Genomic DNA, 19435 nt, shown 5'->3' on the forward strand with positions numbered 1-19435 from the left:
CCTCACGCGAGGTGGCTACGCATGAACCACTGGAACTTCTCAAGCTCCTGCACGTGGTCCTGGATGATGTTGGAGCTCACGAGGTCGAGCTCGTCCAGTTCGGCGATGGCCTTGCGGTCGTCGGCGATGAACGCGTCGTAGTACTCGATGAGCGCCTTGAGGTACTCCTCGGTGCCGGCGCGGCCCTCGATGTCGAACGGCTTCCACGTGCGGTTGCGCGTGATCGCGTCGGCGCGGCCGTCCGGAGTACCGCCCAGCGTGGCGATGCGCTCGGCGGTCTCGTCCGCCTGCGCGAGCACGACCTCGACCTGCGGGTCGAGCATCTCGTGCACGGCGATGAAGTTCGGGCCGGTCACGTTCCAATGCGCGTGCTTGAGGACGAGCGCCGCCTCCTGCTCCTGGCTGAGGCGGTTCTGCAGAATGGCGATGGCCTTCTCCGAGGTCGCTTCGTCAAGACCCGGGACGATGAATGCGAGTGTCATGGTGGGTGTCCTTCCTTTCCTGATGAGGGACGTTCCTTGTGGGAATCTCCCGTAAGGAACCCGTCCCCCAAGTCTACCGTCAACGGATGGACGGCTTCACTTCGGCTGCGCAGGCCCCGGCGTCTCGGCGTGGTCCGGGGCGCCGGCCTTGCGCACTTCGATCGTGTCGATGCGGCGGCCGTCGATCTTGGTGACGACCATGTTGTAGCCGTCGGCGTGCAGCACGTCGCCGACCTCGCCCATCTTGCCGGTGTGCGCGAGGAAGTACCCGGCCACCGTCTCGTACGGGCCGTCCTCCAGTTCGATGCCGGTCAGGTCCTCGAAATCCTCGAGCGTCATGCCGCCCTCGATCGTCGCCACGCCGTTGACGAACGCGTCGCGACGGTTGCGTCGCGCGCCGCCCGGCTCGTCGGGCAGATCGTATTCGTCGCGGATGTCGCCGACAAGCTCCTCGGTCATGTCCTCGAGCGTGACGATACCGTCCGTGCCGCCGTACTCGTCGATGACGACGGCCAGATGGATGCCGCGCTTGCGCAGCAGTTCGAGGCTCGGCAGCAGCTTCGACGTGCCCGGCAGGGAGATGCCCTCGCGCGTCACGTCGGCCACGGTCGTCGCCTCCGGATCGCGCACGTCGAGCAGGTCGCGCACGTGCACGAAACCGAGCACGTCGTCGAAATCCTTGCCGGTGACCGGGTATCGCGAATACGGCATCTCACGCACATACGCGGCGGCGTCTCCGATCGGCATCGCGCCGTCGATGAACACGACGTCGGCGCGCGGGCGCATCACCTCGGCGACGATCGTCTCCGACGCGTCGAACACGTCGTCGAGGATCGTGCGTTCGTCCTTGCTCAGGTTCGTGTTCGAATTGACGAGCACGCGCAGCTCGTCGTCGCTCACCTCGGATTCGGTCTCGTTCGGGTCGAAGCCGAGCAGGCGCACCAGACCGTTCGTGTTCTTGCCGATGAGCCAGATGATCGGGCTGCACACCTTCGCGAAGATGTCGATCGCGGGCACTACGGCGCGTGCGATCTCCTCCGTGCGCTGCATGGCGATGCGCTTCGGCACCATCTCCGAAATCACAATCGAGCAGTAGGAGATGATGAGCGTGAGGCTGATCGTGGTCAGCGGCGCGGCGATGTGCGCGGGCACGCCCCAGCCCTCCACGACCGGCGTGATGTACGGGGAGATCGACGATTCGCCGAACGACGCGGACAGGAAGCCGCACAGGGTCACGCCGATCTGCACGGTGGACAGGAACGTGTTCGGGTCGCGGGCGATCTTGGCCACGCGGGCGCCGCGGGCGTCCTCCTGCTCCATCTGGTCGATCTGGGAGCCGCGCAGGCTCACCAGCGCCAGCTCGGTGCCGGAGAAGATCGAACCGAGCAGCAGGAACACGAAAATCAGCAGGATGTTCAGGCCAAGTGACATGCCACCCACTCTAAGGGAGTGGCACGCCAAAGCGGGAAGGGCGGCCTCGCCGGGGTGCTCTCGCCCGTTGCGGCGTGTCGTGCGATTGACAAGTCGAAACGATTCGACGTATAGTATTTGCGAAACGTTTCGACAGTGATTGTCGGAACGGAGCGACGTAGACGGATCCGTGAGCGACCGCAATCGACCATGATCGGCGCAAGGCGCGCCGGACATGGCGACATGGCCGCGGGGCTGGCTGCGAGCGGGTTCGATGAGGAATATCATCGAAGACAGTGCCGTCAATGCGATTGCGCGACCGTGGAAGGAGGCGATGATGGCTGGAATCAAGGATGTGGCTCGTGCCGCCGGGGTCTCGGTCAGCACCGTGTCCTACGTGCTGTCGGGCAAGCGCGCGATTTCGGAGAAGACCGCCAGTAAGGTGATGGAAGCGATCCGGGAGCTGAAGTACACCCCGGACGCGTCTGCGCAGAAGATGCGCGGACGCCGCAACCAGATCCTGGCGGTGAGCGAGCCGATTCGCGGCGACATCAACGAGGCCAAGTACAACGCGTACTTCCTCCACACCGCATGGCAGGCAAAGAACGCCGGTTACGACGTGCTGTTGCTCACGGGCGAGGACGCGGTGGACGACATCCAACGCGTGACCCGCAGCAACATGGTCGACGGCGTGGTCCTGCTCGACATCGTCGAGGACGACGACCGCGTCATGCAGGCGGATTCGTACGGCAAGCCGTGCGTCGCCATCGGCTATCCCACGCATCGCGGCGACTGCGCGTGCGTGGACGTCGATTTCGACGCCGCGGCCGCGCTGGCGATGGACTACCTGTATGAGCACGGCCACCGTACCGTGGCGCTGTTGCGCGACAACGAACGCGACTATGCCCGCCGTTCCGGTTACGTGGTCACGCTGCGCCAGCGCATGCTCGACCGCGCCGCCGAGCTCGGCATGCGCGTCGTCGAGTCCGGAAGGAACGAGGCGGACCGTTTCGACGCCGCCGCGTTCGTCCGCGATCTGATGGCCATGGACCCCCGTCCCACCGCGATCGTCAACCAGGCCAGCGCCACCGTGCTCAACATGGTGATGCAGGAGCTGGTCGAGCGTGGCATGGATATCCCCTCCGACATCTCCGTGCTGTCGGTCGGCACGTTCTTCGAGAACGACCTGGTGGTCCGTCCGGTCACCGAGATTCCCCTGATGCCGCGACTGCTGTGCTCCAAGGCCGTCGGACTGCTGGTGTCCGCGGTCGAGGGCGGCGCCGACATCGCCGATGCCAGCGAATTCGTGCTCCCGCAGGTCCAGGAGCATGGCTCGGTCCTCACGGTGGACCCGGCCGATTCCGTGGGACTTGCGGTCCCCTCCCCCTATTCGAAGACTTCCCTTGTAGAAAGCGTGGCGTGATGCCGATGAAGGAACATGCCGCACTCTCGCCATCACGGTAATCGAAACGATTCGATAAACACCGCGATCTCCCGGCCGCAGGGCCGGCCGCCACGATATCGGACATGAAAGGAGCCCGGTATCCGTCCCTCTAATCGAAACGATTCGATTACGAGATGCAGCTGTTGCGCAAGCAATAACCAAAGGAAAAGGAGAATCCCATGAACATCAAACGAGGCCTCGCAGCACTGGCCGTGGCGGCCTTGTCCGTGACCGCGCTGGCGGCGTGCGGCAGCGACACCGCGCAGGACGAGGGCACCCCGGACAGCCTGTCCTTCTGGTACTACGAGGAGGAGGACGCCGGCCAGACCCAGGCGTGGAAGAAGGCCGCCGAAATGTTCAAGAAGGAGACCGGCGTCACCATCAAGTTCGAGCGCAAGTCCTTCACCCAGATCGCGCAGAACGGCAGCCAGTTCCTCAACTCCGACGAGGCCCCCGACCTCATGGAATCCAACCGCGGCAACGGTTCCGCCGGCGTGCTCTCCACCATGGGTCTGCTCACCGACCTCGGCGACTACGTCGACCAGTACGGCTGGGACAAGAAGGTCACCGGCTCCAACGCCGAGACCGCCAAGTACGACGAGAACGGCATCATGGGCGGCGACACCTGGTACGGCATGTCCAGCTACGCCGAGTTCCAGCGCGTCTACTACAACAAAGACCTGTTCGCCAAGTACGGCATCGAAATCCCGACCACCTACGACGAGTTCGTCGACGCCTGCCAGAAGTTCGTCGACGCCGGTGTGACCCCGATCGCCGCCGATGCCCAGGAATACGGTGTCATGTGGCTGTGGTGGCAGCTGGTCTCCAAGAACGCCGACGCCAAGTTCATGGACGCCTGGCACCTGTACAAGGGCGACGTGAACTGGAACTCCAAGACCCTCACCGGCGCCACCAGCACCATCAGCGACTGGCTCGACAAGGGCTTCATCTCCAAGAACGCGACCGGCATGAAGGCCGAGGACACCACCCAGGCGTTCATCAAGGGCGAGTACCCGATTTACCAGACCGGCACCTGGAACCAGGGCCGCTTCGCCAAGCAGATCAAGAACTTCGACTGGACCGCCGCAGTCATGCCCGACTCCGAGTACGCCGTCGGCTGCGCCGGCAACCTGTTGGTCATCCCCGAGCGCTCCAAGCACAAGGACCTCGCCGCCAAGTTCATCAACTACGTGCTCTCCGATGACGTCCAGAACTTCCTCGGCAACGCCGGTGGCATCCCCGTCGCCGCCGACCCCGACAAAATCGCCGATGAGAAGAGCAAGGCCATGATCGAGGAGTACGACTCCTACGCCAGCAAGAGCAAGCTCAGCTACTACCCCGACTACGCCGCCTCCAGCCTCACCGACGCCATCCCGGCCTCCTTCCAGGAGCTCGTGAACGGCACCAAGGACGCCTCAGCTGTGCTCAAAGACATCCATTCCAAGTACGACTCCGGCGTCGAGGAGATGGGCTTCGCCAACTGAGTCCAAGCCCGGACGTCCGGTCCTTATCCGGTCCGGACGTCCGGACCCATCGGCCAGTCCAGCCCATCGGCCGGACCACCCGTGGCGGGGTGCGTGCGCCCCTTCCCGCACTCCGCCGCTCCTTCTCTCCCCCGTCCATTCCATTCGCATCCACCAAGACACCGCGCCTCAACGTCGTCGTCACCGCATCGACCGCATATCGTTATCGCACATAAGGAGTAGAGAGCAATGGCAGGCAACCGCAAGCATGCTCATCACGAATCGCTGTCGCGACTTCCCGGCAACAAATCCTCACGATTCGTGCCCTACCTCATCCCCGGCATCCTGGGCCTGACCATCATCGTCATCGTCCCGTTCGTCTGGAACATCTACCTGAGCTTCACCCGCTGGCGCGGCGTCGGCCCGGTCCGGTTCATCGGACTGCAGAACTGGCAGCGCCTCTTCAAGGATTCCACGTTCTGGATCTCCTTCCTCAACTCGTTCTGGATCATCGTGGCCATCGTGGTCATCCCGACCATCCTCGGCCTGTTCATCTCCTCCCTGCTCACCGACGTCATCCAGAAGAAGTTCGGCGGCAAAACCGCGTCCTTCCTGCGAGCCCTGTTCTACCTGCCGCAGCTGCTGCCGGTCGCCGTCGCCGCAATCATCATGGGCTGGATCTTCCGCCCGGAGGACGGCGCCGTCAACGCGCTCCTCGAACAGGTCGGACTCGGCTCCCTGACTCACAACTGGCTTGGCAGCCCCGACAGCGCCCTGCCCGTGCTCATGTTCATCCTCGTGTGGATCCAGCTCGGCTACCCGATCGTCATCTTCATGTCCGGTCTGCAGCGCGTCGACCCGGAACTGTACGAGGCCGCCAGCCTCGACGGCGCCAACTGGTGGCAGAAGTTCCGCGTCGTCACCCTGCCGTCCATCATCCCCGAACTGCTCGTGGTCATCCTCACCGCCACCATCGGTGCGCTGAAGACCTTCGCGCCGGTCTACCTGCTCACCAAGGGCGGCCCCGGCACCGCGACCACCGTGCCGTCCTACTACTCGTACAACCAGTTCTTCCAGGTGCAGCAGGTCGGCTACGGCGCCGCCATCTCCACCGCGCTGACCGCCGTGATCATCGTCTTCTCCGTGGTGTTCACCATCATCCAGAAGCGCGTCGAGAAGAACCTGGTCTGACATCCGCGCCGACCGCGCACCGAAACGACATACCGAAACGATCGAACGATCGAAACGACTGAAACCGAGGGTTGAACCATGACGCAATCAATGACCGCCGCCGCGGCGAAAAGGGCATCCCGCAAAACGCAGCACGTACGCTCCGCAGGGGACTGGGTGACGCTGGTCCTGCTCATCGTCGCCGCGCTCATCGTGCTGTTCCCGCTGCTGGTGCTCACCGTCAACGCATTCAAGACGCAGGCCGACTACAACGCCACCGGCCCGTTGAGCCTGCCGAAGACCTTCACGATGGAAGGCATCGTATCCTTCTGGACCACCACCAAGTTCCCGCTGAAGTTCCTCAACTCCCTGATCATCTCGCTCGTGGTGGCCGTCGCCGCCGTGGTGCTTTCCGTGCTCAACTCCTTCGCGCTGGGCATCGGCAAGGTCAAGGGCAACACGTGGATCGTACTCGCCATCATGCTCGCGAACATGATGCCTCAGGAGGCGCTCCTCTACCCGCTGTACACGATGTTCAAGGCCGCGGGCCTGTACAACACCAAGCTCGCGATCATCATCATCTTCACCATCATCCAGAGCGCGTACGGCACCTACCTGCTTTCCAGCGTGTACGGCACGTTCCCGCAGGCCATCCTCGAGGCGGCCGCCATCGACGGCGCCTCCCGCTGGCAGGTGCTGCGCAAGGTGGTGCTGCCGATCTCCTGGCCAACCATCAGCGTGCTGTTCGTGTTCTTCTTCGTGTGGACCTGGAACGAGTACATGATCCCGATGGCGTTCCTCATGGGCGACGACGTGCAGACCATCCCGCTGGCGCTCGCCACGCTGCAGGGCCAGCACACGATGGAGGCCACCACCCTGGCGTCCGCCTCGCTGCTCAGCATCGTCCCGACCATCATCTTCTTCATCATCTTCCAGCGCAAGCTTTCGCAGGGCATCACCGCCGGCGCCGTGAAGTGACGCATCATCCAAACAACAGCACACCAACATACGCCACGTCCCGTTCCGCGATCTGCCTGGGAATACGCGCAACGCGGCGCACGGGACGGGACGCGGCGCCTTACGGAAGGAAGTGAACGACCATGTTCAACGCAAACGGGAACCCCGCCGCAGACCTCGGCGCGAGCCTCGGATTCGGTCAGGGCGCGCTTGACGCCGTGACCATGCGGTCCCAGGGCCGCACGCGATGCATCAACGCCGAAAACCCGCACGGCGGCAAAGGGCAGGCCGCCACGGCCGCCAGCGCCCTCGGCCCCTCGCGCAAGGGCAGCCCCTGCATCCGCACGGTGAAGGCCGGCGAATCCGTCACCCTGATGGACGTCGACGGGCCGGGCGTCATCCGCCACATCTGGATGACCGTGACCGACAAGACCTCCCCCACCGGGCCGGACGTGCTTCGCAACCTCATCCTCGAGTTCTACTGGGACGGCGAGGAGACGCCCTCGGTGCAGTGCCCGATCGGCGACTTCTTCTGCTGCGGCCACGCGCAGTCGTGCACCATCAACTCGATCCCCGTCATGGTGAACCCGAACCGCGGCTTCAACTGCTACTTCTCGATGCCATTCGAGCATGCGCGTATCGTGCTGCGCAGCGACCACAACGAGGACGTGCCCGCGTTCTTCTACCAGATCGACTACACCGAATACGACGCGCTGCCCGCCGACGCGATGCGCTTCCATGCGCAATGGCGCCGCGAGCGCGTCACCGAACTCGGCCGCGACTACGTCGTGCTCGACGGCGTCGAGGGCCACGGAACGTACGTCGGCACGTACCTGGCGCTCACCGCGCTGGAAAGCCGCTGGTGGGGCGAAGGCGAGTTCAAGTTCTACATCGACGACGACGGTGAATACCCCACGTGGTGCAGCACCGGCGCCGAGGACTACTTCGGCGGCGCCTGGAGTTTCGCCGACTTCGACGAGAACGGCCGCATGTACGAGAAGACGTTCACCGGCCCCTACCTCGGATTCCCGTTCTACTCGCAGAACCTCGCCGGGCGCGAAAGCCGCTACTGGGACACCGCCACGCCGGTGACGCGCGGGCTGTACCGCTGGCATCTGCCCGATCCGATGTACTTCGAGAAGAACCTTCGCGTCGAATGGCAGCAGATCGGCACCGAGGAGGCGGGCAACTTCGAACGGCAGGACGACGTGGCCACCGTCGCCTACTGGTATCAGGCCGAGCCGCACAAGCCGTTCCCGCCTATCGGGGACCGCGCGTTCCGCCGGCCGCGGTGACGGACCTCTCCCGTTTTCTCTTCCCCTTTTTCCTCTTCCCTTCCTCCTTGCGGTCCGTGCACTGTTTTGTTTCATATGAAACGGCGTGCGGACCGCAAGGTCGTTCCGGGGTGGACGGCGGGGTGACGGCGGCATCATCGGCGGGGTGTGGCGCAGGCTGTGCTGGTGGGTAATGCTGGCGGACTGCATCGGCGTGCTGTGGTGTACATCGGTGTACATCGGTATATAATGGTGTACATTCGTGTACATTGGTGCATAACGGTGTGATTTGATGTTCAAGGTGCCCTCCAGTCTTTCGGAGCGCACCTGACGATTGCAGGGGGAGGAGTCGCATGGCGGTCAACCCGTTCAAGCCCACGGCCGGTAAGATGCCGCCGATTCTCATCGGACGCCAATCCATCATCGAGGATTTTTCGGAGGCCTTGGCGAATGGTGCCGGGGCTCCCGGACGCATCATGCTGATCACCGGACAACGCGGGTTCGGCAAAACCGTCATGCTCACCGAGTTCCGCCGTATCGCCAGAGCCCAACATTGGGAGACCATAGGGGAAACCGCATCCGAAGGACTGGTCTCGCGGCTGGTGCAGACGCTCTCCCCGACGGGAATACGGTTCGACCAAGCCACAATCAGTCCGTCCATCGGCATACCCGGTGTGGCCACCGCAAGTTTGGGGCAGGCGCATCTCTCCGCTGTGGCCAATCCGCTGACGTTGCGCAATGCCATCAACACCCGTTTGGGAAGCCGGAAAATCGGTAAGGGGAAGGGGGTCCTCATCACCATCGATGAGACCCAGGCCGCTTCCCATGGCGACGTGGTCGCCATAGCGACGGCGATACAGCATGTCATCGCCGACGCCGATGAAAGCGATATCCCGGACGCCGACAAAAAAGGCGTGGCGATAGTCTTCGCGGGATTGCCGTATATGGTCAACGAACTGCTTGACAACGAGGTGACTACATTCCTGCGGCGTGCGTTGAGGCGCGAACTCGATAACGTGCCGCTTGTGGATGTGAAAAACGCGTTCCTGGAGACCGTAGCCGATTCCGGCAAAACCATCAGTGAGGAGGATGCGCTTCGCGCTGCGAACCGATCTGATGGTTACCCGTACATGGTGCAACTAATCGGTTACTACATGTGGCAATCCGCGGAACGCCGAGGGGTGGATTCCATCACCGCGCATGATGTGGATTCGGGTGTGAAGGACGCATTGCTCGCCTTCGACGATGCCGTCTGCGCCCCCGCGCTGGACGGAACCTCCGAGGCGGAGCGGCTGTTTCTGAACGCCATGGCTCAGGACGCGCCCGAACCCACGCGTGTTTCCGACATCGCGCAGAGGGTGCGTCGAAGCCGGAGCTGGGTTGGCAAGTATCGTGCGATCCTCATCAAGGACAAGCTGATTCGTTCGGCGGGCCATGGAAAGATCGAATTCGCCGTACCGCATCTTGGTGAGTATCTCGCTGTCCGATGATATCGATGGCGGTGAGATCGGTTTCCGGAGGACGACGAATCATACCAGCAGCGTGCGCGTGCGCACTCGCGGACGACGCGGGTCGGTGGATGGGGCGTCACGCGTCATCCACCGACCCGCAGCCGCGTCATGCGTCATGTTTCGCTACCGGCGGCGCATCTTGGCGACGACGTTGCTGACGAGCACACGCAGCACGATCGTGAACACGACCACCATCACCACGAGGATCGCGATGTCGAACCAGAACTGGTCCGGCGTGTTCTTCCACAGGTCGTCCTTCTTGAACGTCGGCACCTTGGTCGGGCCGTACAGCAGCTTGTTGAGGCCGATGTCCGCCGCGGCCGCCGAGAAGCCCCAACGGCCCGGGAACACCATCGAGGCCTGTTCGAGGCCGTCACGGTCGGTCACCGGGATCATGCCGCCGGAGAACACGAGCTGCGCCATCACGAGGATCACGAGCAGCGGCATCGTCTGCTCGCCTGACTTGACCAACGCGGAGCCGACTTCGCCGAGCATCGCGGACGCCCACGCGGTCAGCCACACCACGAGCACCAGCTCGGGCACGCCGGAATCGGTGATCACGCCGCTTTCCGGCCGCGGCTTGCCCACGCTCACCGCCGCCGTGAGAATCGCCGCCTGCAGCAGTGTCTGCAACGCCATCACGATGAGCTTCGACAGCGTGTACGAGCTCGGCGACAATCCCACCGCGCGCTCACGGTCGTAGATCGCGCGTTCGGAGACGATGTCGCGCACGGATAACGCCGAACCCATGAAGCACGCGCCGAGAATCACGAGCGCGAGCAGTTGGCTCGGCTCGGTGGCCGCGTCCTTGAAATCGGGTTCGCCCAGACCGTGCGAACCGGGCACGACGAGCGACAGCAGGCCGAGCAGCAGCGGCAACAGCAGGAGGAAGACGAGCAGACCGGGGTCGGCGATGATGAGATGCAGCTGACGCGTGACCAGCGTGAGCATCTGCCGGAGGCGGAACACCTTCACCGGTTTTTCGTGGTTCGCATGCTGTTTGACCTGCTTGCGCGCCTCGACCATGCGCTGATGCGTGTCGGTGATCGAATACACCTGGTTCGGCGACTCGGTCACGTCGTTGAAGATGTCCGCCCAATCCTTGTCGCCGAACGCCTGCCGCATCTCCGCGGGCGTGCCGAAGAACGCGGGATGGCCGCCGGGGGCGAGCATGAGCACGTTGTCGCAGTACTTCTCCACGTACGTCAGCGAGTGGGTGACGACGAGCACGACACGTCCCGCGTCGGCGAGCTGCCGCAGCATTTTCATCACCGTCTGGTCGAGCGACGGGTCGAGGCCGGACGTCGGCTCGTCGAGGATGAGCAGTTCCGGCCCGGTGAGCAGCTCGATCGCGGTGGACACGCGCTTGCGCTGGCCGCCGGACAGTCGGTCGATGCGGTTATGGCGGCGTTCCGTCAGTTCCAGTTCGGTGAGCACGTTGTCGATGATCTCGGCGCGCTCCGCCTTCGACGATCCCGGCAGACGCAGTTTCGCCGCGTATTCGAGCGCCGCGTCGACGGTGAGCTTGCGATGCACGACGTCGTCCTGCGGTACGAAGCCGATACGGCTGCGCAGCAGTTCGATGTTCTGGTGTACGTCGTAGCCGTCGAATATCACATGGCCTTCGGTGGGGGAGTTGAGGCCGGCGACGATCGACGTGAACGTCGACTTGCCGGCGCCGGACGGTCCGATCACGGCGGTGAGCGTGCCCTTCGCGAACACGGCGTCAATGCCGTCGAGCAGACGCACGCCCTTGCCGACGGTCAGGCCGATGTTCTCCGCGATGACGGCGTCCTCGCCGCCGAGTGGCGCACGATCCTGCAGCACGCCGTCATGCACGGTCAAATCGGTGTTGCCGACCGTGACCACGTCGCCTTCCTCAAGCCAGATCTTGGCGACGCGGCGGCCGTTCACATACGTGCCGTTCGCCGAGTTGAGATCGGTCAGGAGGATGCCGTTCGGCGTCGCTTCGAGCGCGCAGTGCCTGCGGGAGACGAGGAAGTCGCTTACACGGATCGTGCAGGAGGGGTCACGGCCGATCACGCCGGTCTGGTCGCGTTTCGGATCGAAATCACCGAGCACGCGCGACGGTTTCAGCTGCGATTCGAGTCGTTGCGCCTGCGTGCTGCCCGCCATCACCGTGCCGTACAGGCCGGTCGGGGAGGACGGTTCGGGGACGTTCGCGCCCGGCGTGGGCGCGGCGGGGCTGCCCGGCGTGGGCGGCGTCGGCAGGGATTTCGCGATGCTGGGGAACGCGGAGCCGCGGGGCGCGGACTGCGCGGGAGCGGACGGGGCCGCGGGCGCCGCGGGCCGCGTTGGTGCCGTCGGGCGCTGCTGCGGCGGCACCGGCTGGCGCTGTGACGGAACGGGTGCCGTCGGTGTTGCTGGGGCCGTCGGCGCCGTCAGTGCGGACGGCGGGACTGCGGTGTTGCGCGGCGGCACCGGTCGCGCCGGCGGCATCGGTCGCGCGGACTGTGCGGGGCGGGCCGGCTGGGAGATTGACACGGGAGCGGACGGGGCCGCGGGCGCCGTCGTGGCGGGAGGCGGCGCGACAGCCGGTGTCTGAGGGGCTTGCGGTGTCTGTGGAGCTTGCGTGGTCTGCGGTGTCGCGGCTTGCGGCGCCACCGCGCAGATGATGCCGACGTTCTCCGCCAGCATCACCGTCGTCGTGTTGGCGATCAGAATCTGCGTGACGCGTACGCCGTTGACCGACAGTCCGTTCGCGCTGCCCAGATCCTCCAGCAGCCAGCCGTCGGCGGTCGGCGTGAGTCGGGCGTGATGATGGGAGACGTGCGGGTCGCCGACGATCACGTCGCAATCGGCGGCGCGTCCGATGACCGACGCGCGCGTGGGATTGATGGCGTGGCCGACGGAACCGACGTATACGGTGAGTGCTGGCAAAGGCATGGCCGTGACTTCTTCTCTCTGACAGGTGTCTCTCGTTGGTTCTGTGGCTCTTCTGCTCGGCGGCGTTGCGCGATGATGCGTCATGTGGCGATATGTCGTGACGATGCGTCGCACGCGGCCGCGATGTCTATCACAATGTACTCCGGGCGCGTTTCGCGCGTGCCGGGCATGTCCGCCCAACGGCGGCGTGCCCGGTGCAACGGTGATCTCGGGGGCGGCGGCGCGCCCGGAAACGTTTTAGAACGACAGCACTTCGACCAGGCCGTCGTGCATCACGTAGCGGGCGCCGGCGATCATCAGGCGTCCCTCGGCCAGCGCGAGACTGATCACCTCGCTGCCATCGGCCAGCAGCTCGATCGTGCGGGCCACGTGCGCGCGCTCGAAATCGGCGGAATCCTCCAGATCGGCGTCCATCGCCTGCGCGACGGACGCGCCCACCTCGCGTACGATCGGCGAATCCTGCGCGGCGAGCATCGCCTCCAAGTGGTCGGCGTGCGCCTCGTCGCGGGCCGCGCCTTCCGGCACATCAAAGCAGTCGCAGTCGTCGAACCGGGTGGCGAGTTCGGCGACGCCGTCCACCGCCGCCTTCACCGCTCCGCAGCCCTCATGGCCGAGCACGACGATGAGGCTCACGCCCAGATGCTCCACCGCGTATTCAAGCGAGGCGATGACCGCGTCGTCGAGCACCTCGCCGGCCGTGCGGATGTCGAACAGGTCGCCGAGGCCCTGATCGAAGATGATCTCCGGAGGTACGCGCGAATCGGAGCAGGAGAGCACGGCCGCGTCCGGATGCTGGCCGTCGAGCAGGCGCTCGCGGGTCTCGCGGTCCTGCCACGGGTGCTCGGCCGCGCCCGAAGCGAAGCGGCGGTTGCCCTGCAGCAGGCGGCTCCACGCGGCGTTCGCCTTCGCTTCGGGGGTGTCATGGGATTCGAACGGTTCGGTCGGTTCGCTGAATGCTTCGTACTGCTCATACGGCTCGTATTGCTCGGACATGTGCGCTCCTCGGAGTGTGCGTTGCGGATCGCGGCCACGATCCGCCGGATTCCAGTGTAGAAGGTGCGCGGGCCGAAAGGCTTGTGCGCGGGTGGGAGGGGAGCGGAGAGAAGAGGGGAGGAACCTGCACGGTTGAGGGGTGAACCTGCATGACCGAGGGGTGAACCTGCATAACCGAGGGGCGTACCTGCATGGTTGACGAGCGAACCTGTAGGAAGTAGACGCGAACCTGCATGGTGTGGGCCTGAAGAGCCGCCGCGCTTTGGAATGGCACGTATTGGAAAACCAAGGTTTTCGGTGGATGCGGAAGCCTGGAGGCGGGGGCTCTTGCCGGGGTATGTCCACAGGTTGCAGGTGGAATCATGCAGGTTCGGGTCGGAATCATGCAGGTAGGGGGCTGAATCATGCACTTTCCATGCCGAACCGTGCAGGTTGAGGTCGAAACCATGCAGGCTTGCGCCAACTTCGTGCCGAATCCGTCTTCATCGTTTCGCCTCCCCGTATCCACCCGGACCGACCTGTATTGTCCCCGTGCTCGTTGTTCCCCAACCGAGCCCTCTTCCCCGCCTTACTCACCTATCCCTCACATTCTCGCCCCGGTGTGATGTTGTTCATACATCGCTCTGCGCGAGCCGTGGGTCTGGTGCGGGGTGTTCCGGGATACGATGGGGGAGGTTGCACATAGCGCGCATGGCGTACCGGTGCCGCGCGAATCACGCGCGGGCCGGGTGCGAATACGGAAAGGAACGATGATGACTCTTCTGCAGCATGAAATCACCGACTTCAAGGTCCAGGCCTTCCAGAACGGCGAGTTCAAGGAAGTGACCAAGGACGACGTGCTCGGCCACTGGTCCGTGTTCTTCTTCTACCCGGCCGACTTCACCTTCGTGTGCCCGACCGAGCTTGAGGATCTCGCCAACAAGTACGACGAGTTCAAGAAGATCGGCTGCGAGATCTACTCCGTGTCCTGCGACACCCACTTCGTGCACAAGGCGTGGCACGACGCCAGCGAGAAGATCGCGAAGATCCAGTACCCGATGCTCGCCGACCCGACCGCCCTGCTCGCCCGCGACCTCGACACCTACAACGAGGCCGACGGCATGGCCGAGCGCGGCGACTTCATCGTGAACCCGGAAGGGCGCGTCGTGGCCTACGAGGTCACCTCCTCCAACGTGGGCCGCAACGCCGACGAGCTGCTGCGCCGTGTCCAGGCCTCCCAGTTCGTCTCCGAGCATGGCGATCAGGTCTGCCCGGCCAACTGGACCCCGGGCGAGGAGACCATCGAGCCGAGCCTCGACCTCGTCGGCCAGCTGTGATCGAATCATGACAATGCTGAGCTCCCTCGACAGAGGGGGCTCATTGTGTCTGTAAGGAGCTTTCATGAAGCAACAATCATCGCAACAATCCACCCGGAACGACCTCTACGACGTCGTCGTCATCGGCGGCGGCCCGGCCGGCCTCACCGCCGGCCTGTACCTCGCGCGCGCCCGATATCGCGTGCTCGTGCTCGAGAAGGACGATTTCGGCGGCCAGATCACCATCACCAACGAGGTCGTGAACTATCCGGGTGTGGGCCGCACGACCGGCCGCGCGCTCACCCAGACCATGAAGAGCCAGGCGAAGGATTTCGGCGCCGAATTCCTCTCCGCCGAAGCGACCGGCCTCGACGTCGAGGGCGACGTCAAGACCGTGCACACCACGCGCGGCGACCTGAAGACCTTCGGCATCCTCATCGCCACCGGCGCCTCCCCGCGCAAGCTCGGCTTCGAGGGCGAGCGTGAGTATGCGGGCCGTGGCGTCGCCTACTGCGCCACCTGCGACGGCGAGTTCTTCACCGGCAAGGAGGTGCTCGTGGTCGGCGGCGGGTTCGCCGCGGCCGAGGAGTCCGTGTTCCTCACCAAGTATGCGAGCAAGGTCACCGTGCTCGTGCGCGAGGACGATTTCACCTGCGACGCGTCGGTCGCCGCCGAGGCGAAGCGCAATCCGAAGATCGACGTGCGCTATGGCGTCGAACTCAAGGGCGTCACCGCCGGCCAGGGCGGCCTGCGCGAGGCGACGATCGCCGACCGCGACTCCGGCGAGACCGAAACGTGGAAGCCGGCCGACGGCGGCACGTTCGGCGTGTTCGTGTTCGCCGGCTACGTGCCAGCCACCGATCTGGTGAGGGGCGTCGTCGAGCTCGACGATCACGGCTATGTGGTCACGCACGATTATCTCGAAACGTCCGTGCCGGGCGTGTATGCGGCCGGCGATCTGCGCGTGAAGAACCTGCGTCAGGTGGTCACCGCGACCGCCGACGGCGCGATTGCGGCCGTCGAGCTGGAACGGTACGCGAAGTCGGCGAGCGAGCGGACTGGCCTCGTCCCGCCGCGGCCGACCGCCTCCGCCTACGAGAAGGCGGAGGCCGCCGCGGCTACGTCGGCCGCGTCGGGTGCCGGTGCCGCCGGCACGTCGCCCGCGCCCGCGCCCGTCAAGCGCAGCGCCGACGCGGCCGCCGCGAAGGCCGCGTCGCAGCGCAAGCCGGGCGAGCTGTTCTCCGCCGCGATCAAGCAGCAGCTCGGTGTCGTGTTCGGTCGCATGGCGCGTCCGGTCACGTTGGCGCTGGAACTCGACGACACCCCGCTTTCCGCGGAATTGCAGGGATTCGTGGGTGAGATGGTCGCGCTGTCCGGCGGCAAGCTGAATTCGGTGGCCGTGGACGCCGCGGGTCTCGTCACGGCGGTGGACGGCGCGTCGGCGCTGACCGGTCTGGTCGTCGGCGAGCCGTTGGAGATCGTCGCTTCGGCGGGCGGTTCCGGTGATGGTTCCGGTGACGGTGCCGTGCTGCCGGTGTACGGCACGCTCGACGATTCGGGGCGCGCCGAGTTCGACCCGGCCGGCGTGATGCCGGTCGCCCGTCCGGCCGTGCGCATCTGCGTGGCCGGTGACGGAAAACTTGTTTTCACCGGTCTCGCCTTCCATGGCGTGCCGTCCGGCCACGAGTTCAACTCGTTCGTGCTGGGCCTGTACAACGCGGCCGGCCCCGGCCAGCCGCTCGACGACGACCTCAAGGCGCGTGCCGCGGCGATCGATGCGCTGACCGACGTGATGATCCTCGTGTCGCTCACCTGCACGATGTGCCCGGAGACGGTGCTCGCCTCGCAGCGCATCGCCTCGCTGAACCCGCTCGTGCGTGCCGAGGCCTACGACGTCTCGCACTTCCCGGAGCTGCGCGACCAGTACGGCGCGATGAGCGTGCCCTGCATCGTCATCGACAAGGGCGGCGAGCAGAAGGTCGAGTTCGGCAAGAAGAACATCGCCCAGATGCTCGACCTGCTGGGCGCCTGACGGCTTTCAGCCTCCGGTTCACGATTTCCGCCGTCCGGGAATCGTGAACCGGACCCGCCCATAACCGCACAAGCCCGGAATCGGTTTTCGGCATGATTCCGGGCTTTGTCATGTGCAAACGAACAAAACTCCGGTTCACAATTCTTTGCGTGTCGAAATCGTGAACCGGAGACCCGTCTCAGGCGGCCTTGCCGATGGCGGGGGTGGGCGTCGGGGACGGGGCTGTGGCGCGGGCCGGAACGCGCTTGCCGGAGGCCTTGACCAGGGTGACGCTTGCCAGCGCCACCGCGTACAGCGCGGTGAGCACCGGGATCAGCGCGGCGTAGCGGTGCGCCTGATCGGGCGCGTGCGTGACCACGAACGAGGCCAGCTGGTTGCCGGACAGACCGGCGAACGCCCATGCGCTCAGTGTGAGTCCGTGCGTGGTGGAGACGGTCTTCGTGCCGAAATGCTGGTCGAGCAGCACCGGCAGTGTGGAGAATCCGCCGCCGTAGCCCGCGTTGACGAGGAACAGCATGGCGAGCACCGCCCACAGCAGGGCGTCATCGATGCTGTTCAAGACGATCTGCAGGAGGCAGACTGCGATCGACATGACGAACAGCACCTGGTACACGCTCTCGCGGCGCTTCAGGTGGTCGGAGAGCGTGGAGAAACCGATGCGGCCGACCGTGTTGAACACCGAATCGACGGCCAGCACCAGACCGATGACGCCCGCGGAGGCCGCGGCGAACGCGCTCGGACTCAGCGAGGAGTACCGGGGGAGCGCCGCCAGCACATCGTGCAGGATGTCCTTCTCCTGGCTGATAAGCGCCAGACCGCAGGTGATGTTGAGGTAGAAGGCGATCCAGATGCCCCAGAACACGGGCTTCGTGAGAATCGAACGGCGGCTCACATGCGAGGTGACCGGATCGTACGTCCAGCCGGCCGGACGGCGGATAAGCAGGAACCCGGCGAACATCATCACCGCGTACACCGCGGCCAGCACATAGAACATGTTCACAAGGCCGACCGCGCCGATCAGAAGCTCCATGAGCGGGCTGCCGATCGCCTTGGCGAGACCGAATCCGGCGACAGCGATGCCCGTGGCGAGCCCCTTGTTGTCCGCGAACCAGAGCATCAGGTTCTTGACCGGCGTCAGATAGCCGACGCCGAGCCCCACGCCCATGACCGCGCCATAGCAGACGAACACGCCCGGCAGGAAGCCCAGCGCGATGCTCACGCCCGTGCCGGCGAAGCCGACCACGAAGCAGATCGTCGAGACGAGCGCCGACCTACGGATGTCCTTCTCCACCATCGGTCCGGCGAACGCGGCGGACATGCCGAGGAAGAAGATGGCGAGCGAGAACGCCCATTCCACGGAAGCGGGGGCGACGTGCATCTGATCGGCGATGAGCTGCTTGAACACGCTCCAGCAGTAGACGGTGCCGATCGGGATGTGGATGAGCAGCGCGGGCGCGATCGCGCTGGTCCAATGATTCGCGGTGAGCCTTGCCATGCGCGGGGTTCCTTTCGTAGCGGGATACGATGGCCTGCCGGTGTGCGCAGAGGGTGGATGGGCGCCGATCCGTTCCGTGCGGAACGGTCATGCGAAACGGCCTCACGCACGATGAGCGTGCGATGATGTGCGATTCACTCGCGTAGCCATGGATCACATGGCGTGCAAACGTGCGCATCACGCGCATCGCGGATATCTGATGTTCAATCAAACATCCTCGATGTGTGTTTCGCCGGCGTTCTTGCCCCCTGTCGACGCCGACAAAGAACACTATAACGAGGATTCGTAACGTGGCATGCGGGATGGTGCTGGCGTGTGGCGTGAGATAGTTCACACGCTTTCATAGGGGTGTCCGTGTCGCGGTTCGGACATCCATCTGGCTTACGAGGGGTACCGCGACTGGTGATTCCCGAGTCCGGACGTTGATATCGGGCCATGTATACCCGGGACATGCGGGATCGGATACCCCTCGTAACGCAGATACGCGTAGGGGAACGGCGAGATGCACCCCTCGCAACGGAGAAAGGTGGTCAGAACCGGGAACTTCCTCGCTTGTAATGGCGAGAGGAACCGGGGCAACGAATCAGATGAACCTGATGCTGGGAGGGGCTGGAATGTATGGGAGACTGATTATTCCCAATCCGACCTGCTTGGCGAAGCGATCTGGCTTTATCGTGCCCTTTTCATTCCGCTACGAGTCGGCTTCGCGAAACGGAACGGGCACGACATGTTGGACGTGCTTCGCGGAGAGCCTTTGCCGAGGCGTTCCGGTCATATGGTGGCGGAGTCGTTTCGCGGGAGGCCGCGCCCGTGAAACGGTTTGGTTGCGTGATGACAGAGACGGCTCGCGGAGAACAGGGGACGCGCGTAGATATGGGCGAGCGAGCGGGGGGTGTTCCTATGTTTTTGTCAACTTGTGGCCGGGGTGATGTATCGGGTTAGGGGTTGTGCGTGGTGGGCGTGCTTCGCCGTCCGGCCGGGGGTTTGCCGGTCGGGTCCGGG

General features: G+C 64.7%; 13 protein-coding genes. 8 read left to right on the forward strand and 5 right to left on the reverse strand.

Annotated features, from left to right (window positions below; genetic code table 11):
- Positions 1–2: 2 nt before the first annotated feature.
- Positions 3–482, reverse strand: a complete 480-nt coding sequence (locus AC1AYR_RS10670) for a Dps family protein (RefSeq protein ID WP_476502225.1) — start codon at positions 480–482, stop codon at positions 3–5.
- A gap of 96 nt (positions 483–578) precedes the next feature.
- Positions 579–1913 (reverse strand): hemolysin family protein, encoded by a 1335-nt coding sequence (locus AC1AYR_RS10675; RefSeq protein ID WP_034525602.1) that lies wholly within the window; start codon positions 1911–1913, stop codon positions 579–581.
- A gap of 316 nt (positions 1914–2229) precedes the next feature.
- Between AC1AYR_RS10675 and AC1AYR_RS10680 the strand changes: the two genes are divergently transcribed.
- From AC1AYR_RS10680 to AC1AYR_RS10705, 6 genes are all read left to right on the forward strand, one after another.
- The gene (locus tag AC1AYR_RS10680) at positions 2230–3315 is read left to right on the forward strand and encodes a LacI family DNA-binding transcriptional regulator (RefSeq protein ID WP_476512600.1); all 1086 of its coding nucleotides are present in this window, start codon (positions 2230–2232) and stop codon (positions 3313–3315) included.
- 200 nt (positions 3316–3515) lie between these two features.
- Positions 3516–4820: an ABC transporter substrate-binding protein gene (locus AC1AYR_RS10685; RefSeq protein WP_476512599.1), complete on the forward strand. Its 1305-nt coding sequence runs from the start codon at positions 3516–3518 to the stop codon at positions 4818–4820.
- 228 nt (positions 4821–5048) lie between these two features.
- On the forward strand, positions 5049–5990 hold the full coding sequence (locus tag AC1AYR_RS10690) for a carbohydrate ABC transporter permease (RefSeq protein ID WP_034525595.1): 942 nt from the start codon (positions 5049–5051) through the stop codon (positions 5988–5990).
- 78 nt (positions 5991–6068) lie between these two features.
- Positions 6069–6947: a carbohydrate ABC transporter permease gene (locus AC1AYR_RS10695; protein WP_476512598.1), complete on the forward strand. Its 879-nt coding sequence runs from the start codon at positions 6069–6071 to the stop codon at positions 6945–6947.
- 122 nt (positions 6948–7069) lie between these two features.
- Positions 7070–8221 (forward strand): glycoside hydrolase family 172 protein, encoded by a 1152-nt coding sequence (locus AC1AYR_RS10700; protein ID WP_034525589.1) that lies wholly within the window; start codon positions 7070–7072, stop codon positions 8219–8221.
- Positions 8222–8553: 332 nt separating this feature from the next.
- Positions 8554–9690: an ATP-binding protein gene (locus AC1AYR_RS10705; RefSeq protein WP_476512597.1), complete on the forward strand. Its 1137-nt coding sequence runs from the start codon at positions 8554–8556 to the stop codon at positions 9688–9690.
- 144 nt (positions 9691–9834) lie between these two features.
- On the opposite strand, the gene AC1AYR_RS10710 is transcribed toward AC1AYR_RS10705, so the two are convergent.
- Both AC1AYR_RS10710 and AC1AYR_RS10715 read right to left on the reverse strand, forming a co-directional pair.
- Positions 9835–12618, reverse strand: coding sequence for an FHA domain-containing protein (locus tag AC1AYR_RS10710; RefSeq protein WP_476512596.1), 2784 nt, complete (start codon positions 12616–12618; stop codon positions 9835–9837).
- A gap of 237 nt (positions 12619–12855) precedes the next feature.
- On the reverse strand, positions 12856–13500 hold the full coding sequence (locus AC1AYR_RS10715) for a carbonic anhydrase (RefSeq protein WP_034525748.1): 645 nt from the start codon (positions 13498–13500) through the stop codon (positions 12856–12858).
- An 863-nt stretch (positions 13501–14363) separates the two neighbouring features.
- Here AC1AYR_RS10715 and ahpC point away from each other — a divergent pair.
- Together ahpC and AC1AYR_RS10725 are read left to right on the forward strand one after the other, a co-directional pair.
- Positions 14364–14927 carry an alkyl hydroperoxide reductase subunit C gene (gene ahpC / locus AC1AYR_RS10720; protein WP_476512595.1) on the forward strand — a complete coding sequence of 188 codons (564 nt, stop codon included), beginning with the start codon at positions 14364–14366 and terminating at the stop codon, positions 14925–14927.
- A gap of 64 nt (positions 14928–14991) precedes the next feature.
- Positions 14992–16938 carry an FAD-dependent oxidoreductase gene (locus AC1AYR_RS10725; RefSeq protein WP_476512594.1) on the forward strand — a complete coding sequence of 649 codons (1947 nt, stop codon included), beginning with the start codon at positions 14992–14994 and terminating at the stop codon, positions 16936–16938.
- 178 nt (positions 16939–17116) lie between these two features.
- Here the strand turns inward: AC1AYR_RS10725 and AC1AYR_RS10730 are convergent, their stop codons facing one another.
- Positions 17117–18433: an OFA family MFS transporter gene (locus AC1AYR_RS10730; RefSeq protein ID WP_476512593.1), complete on the reverse strand. Its 1317-nt coding sequence runs from the start codon at positions 18431–18433 to the stop codon at positions 17117–17119.
- Positions 18434–19435: the final 1002 nt, after the last annotated feature.

The organism is Bifidobacterium sp. LH_417 (assembly GCF_056357035.1).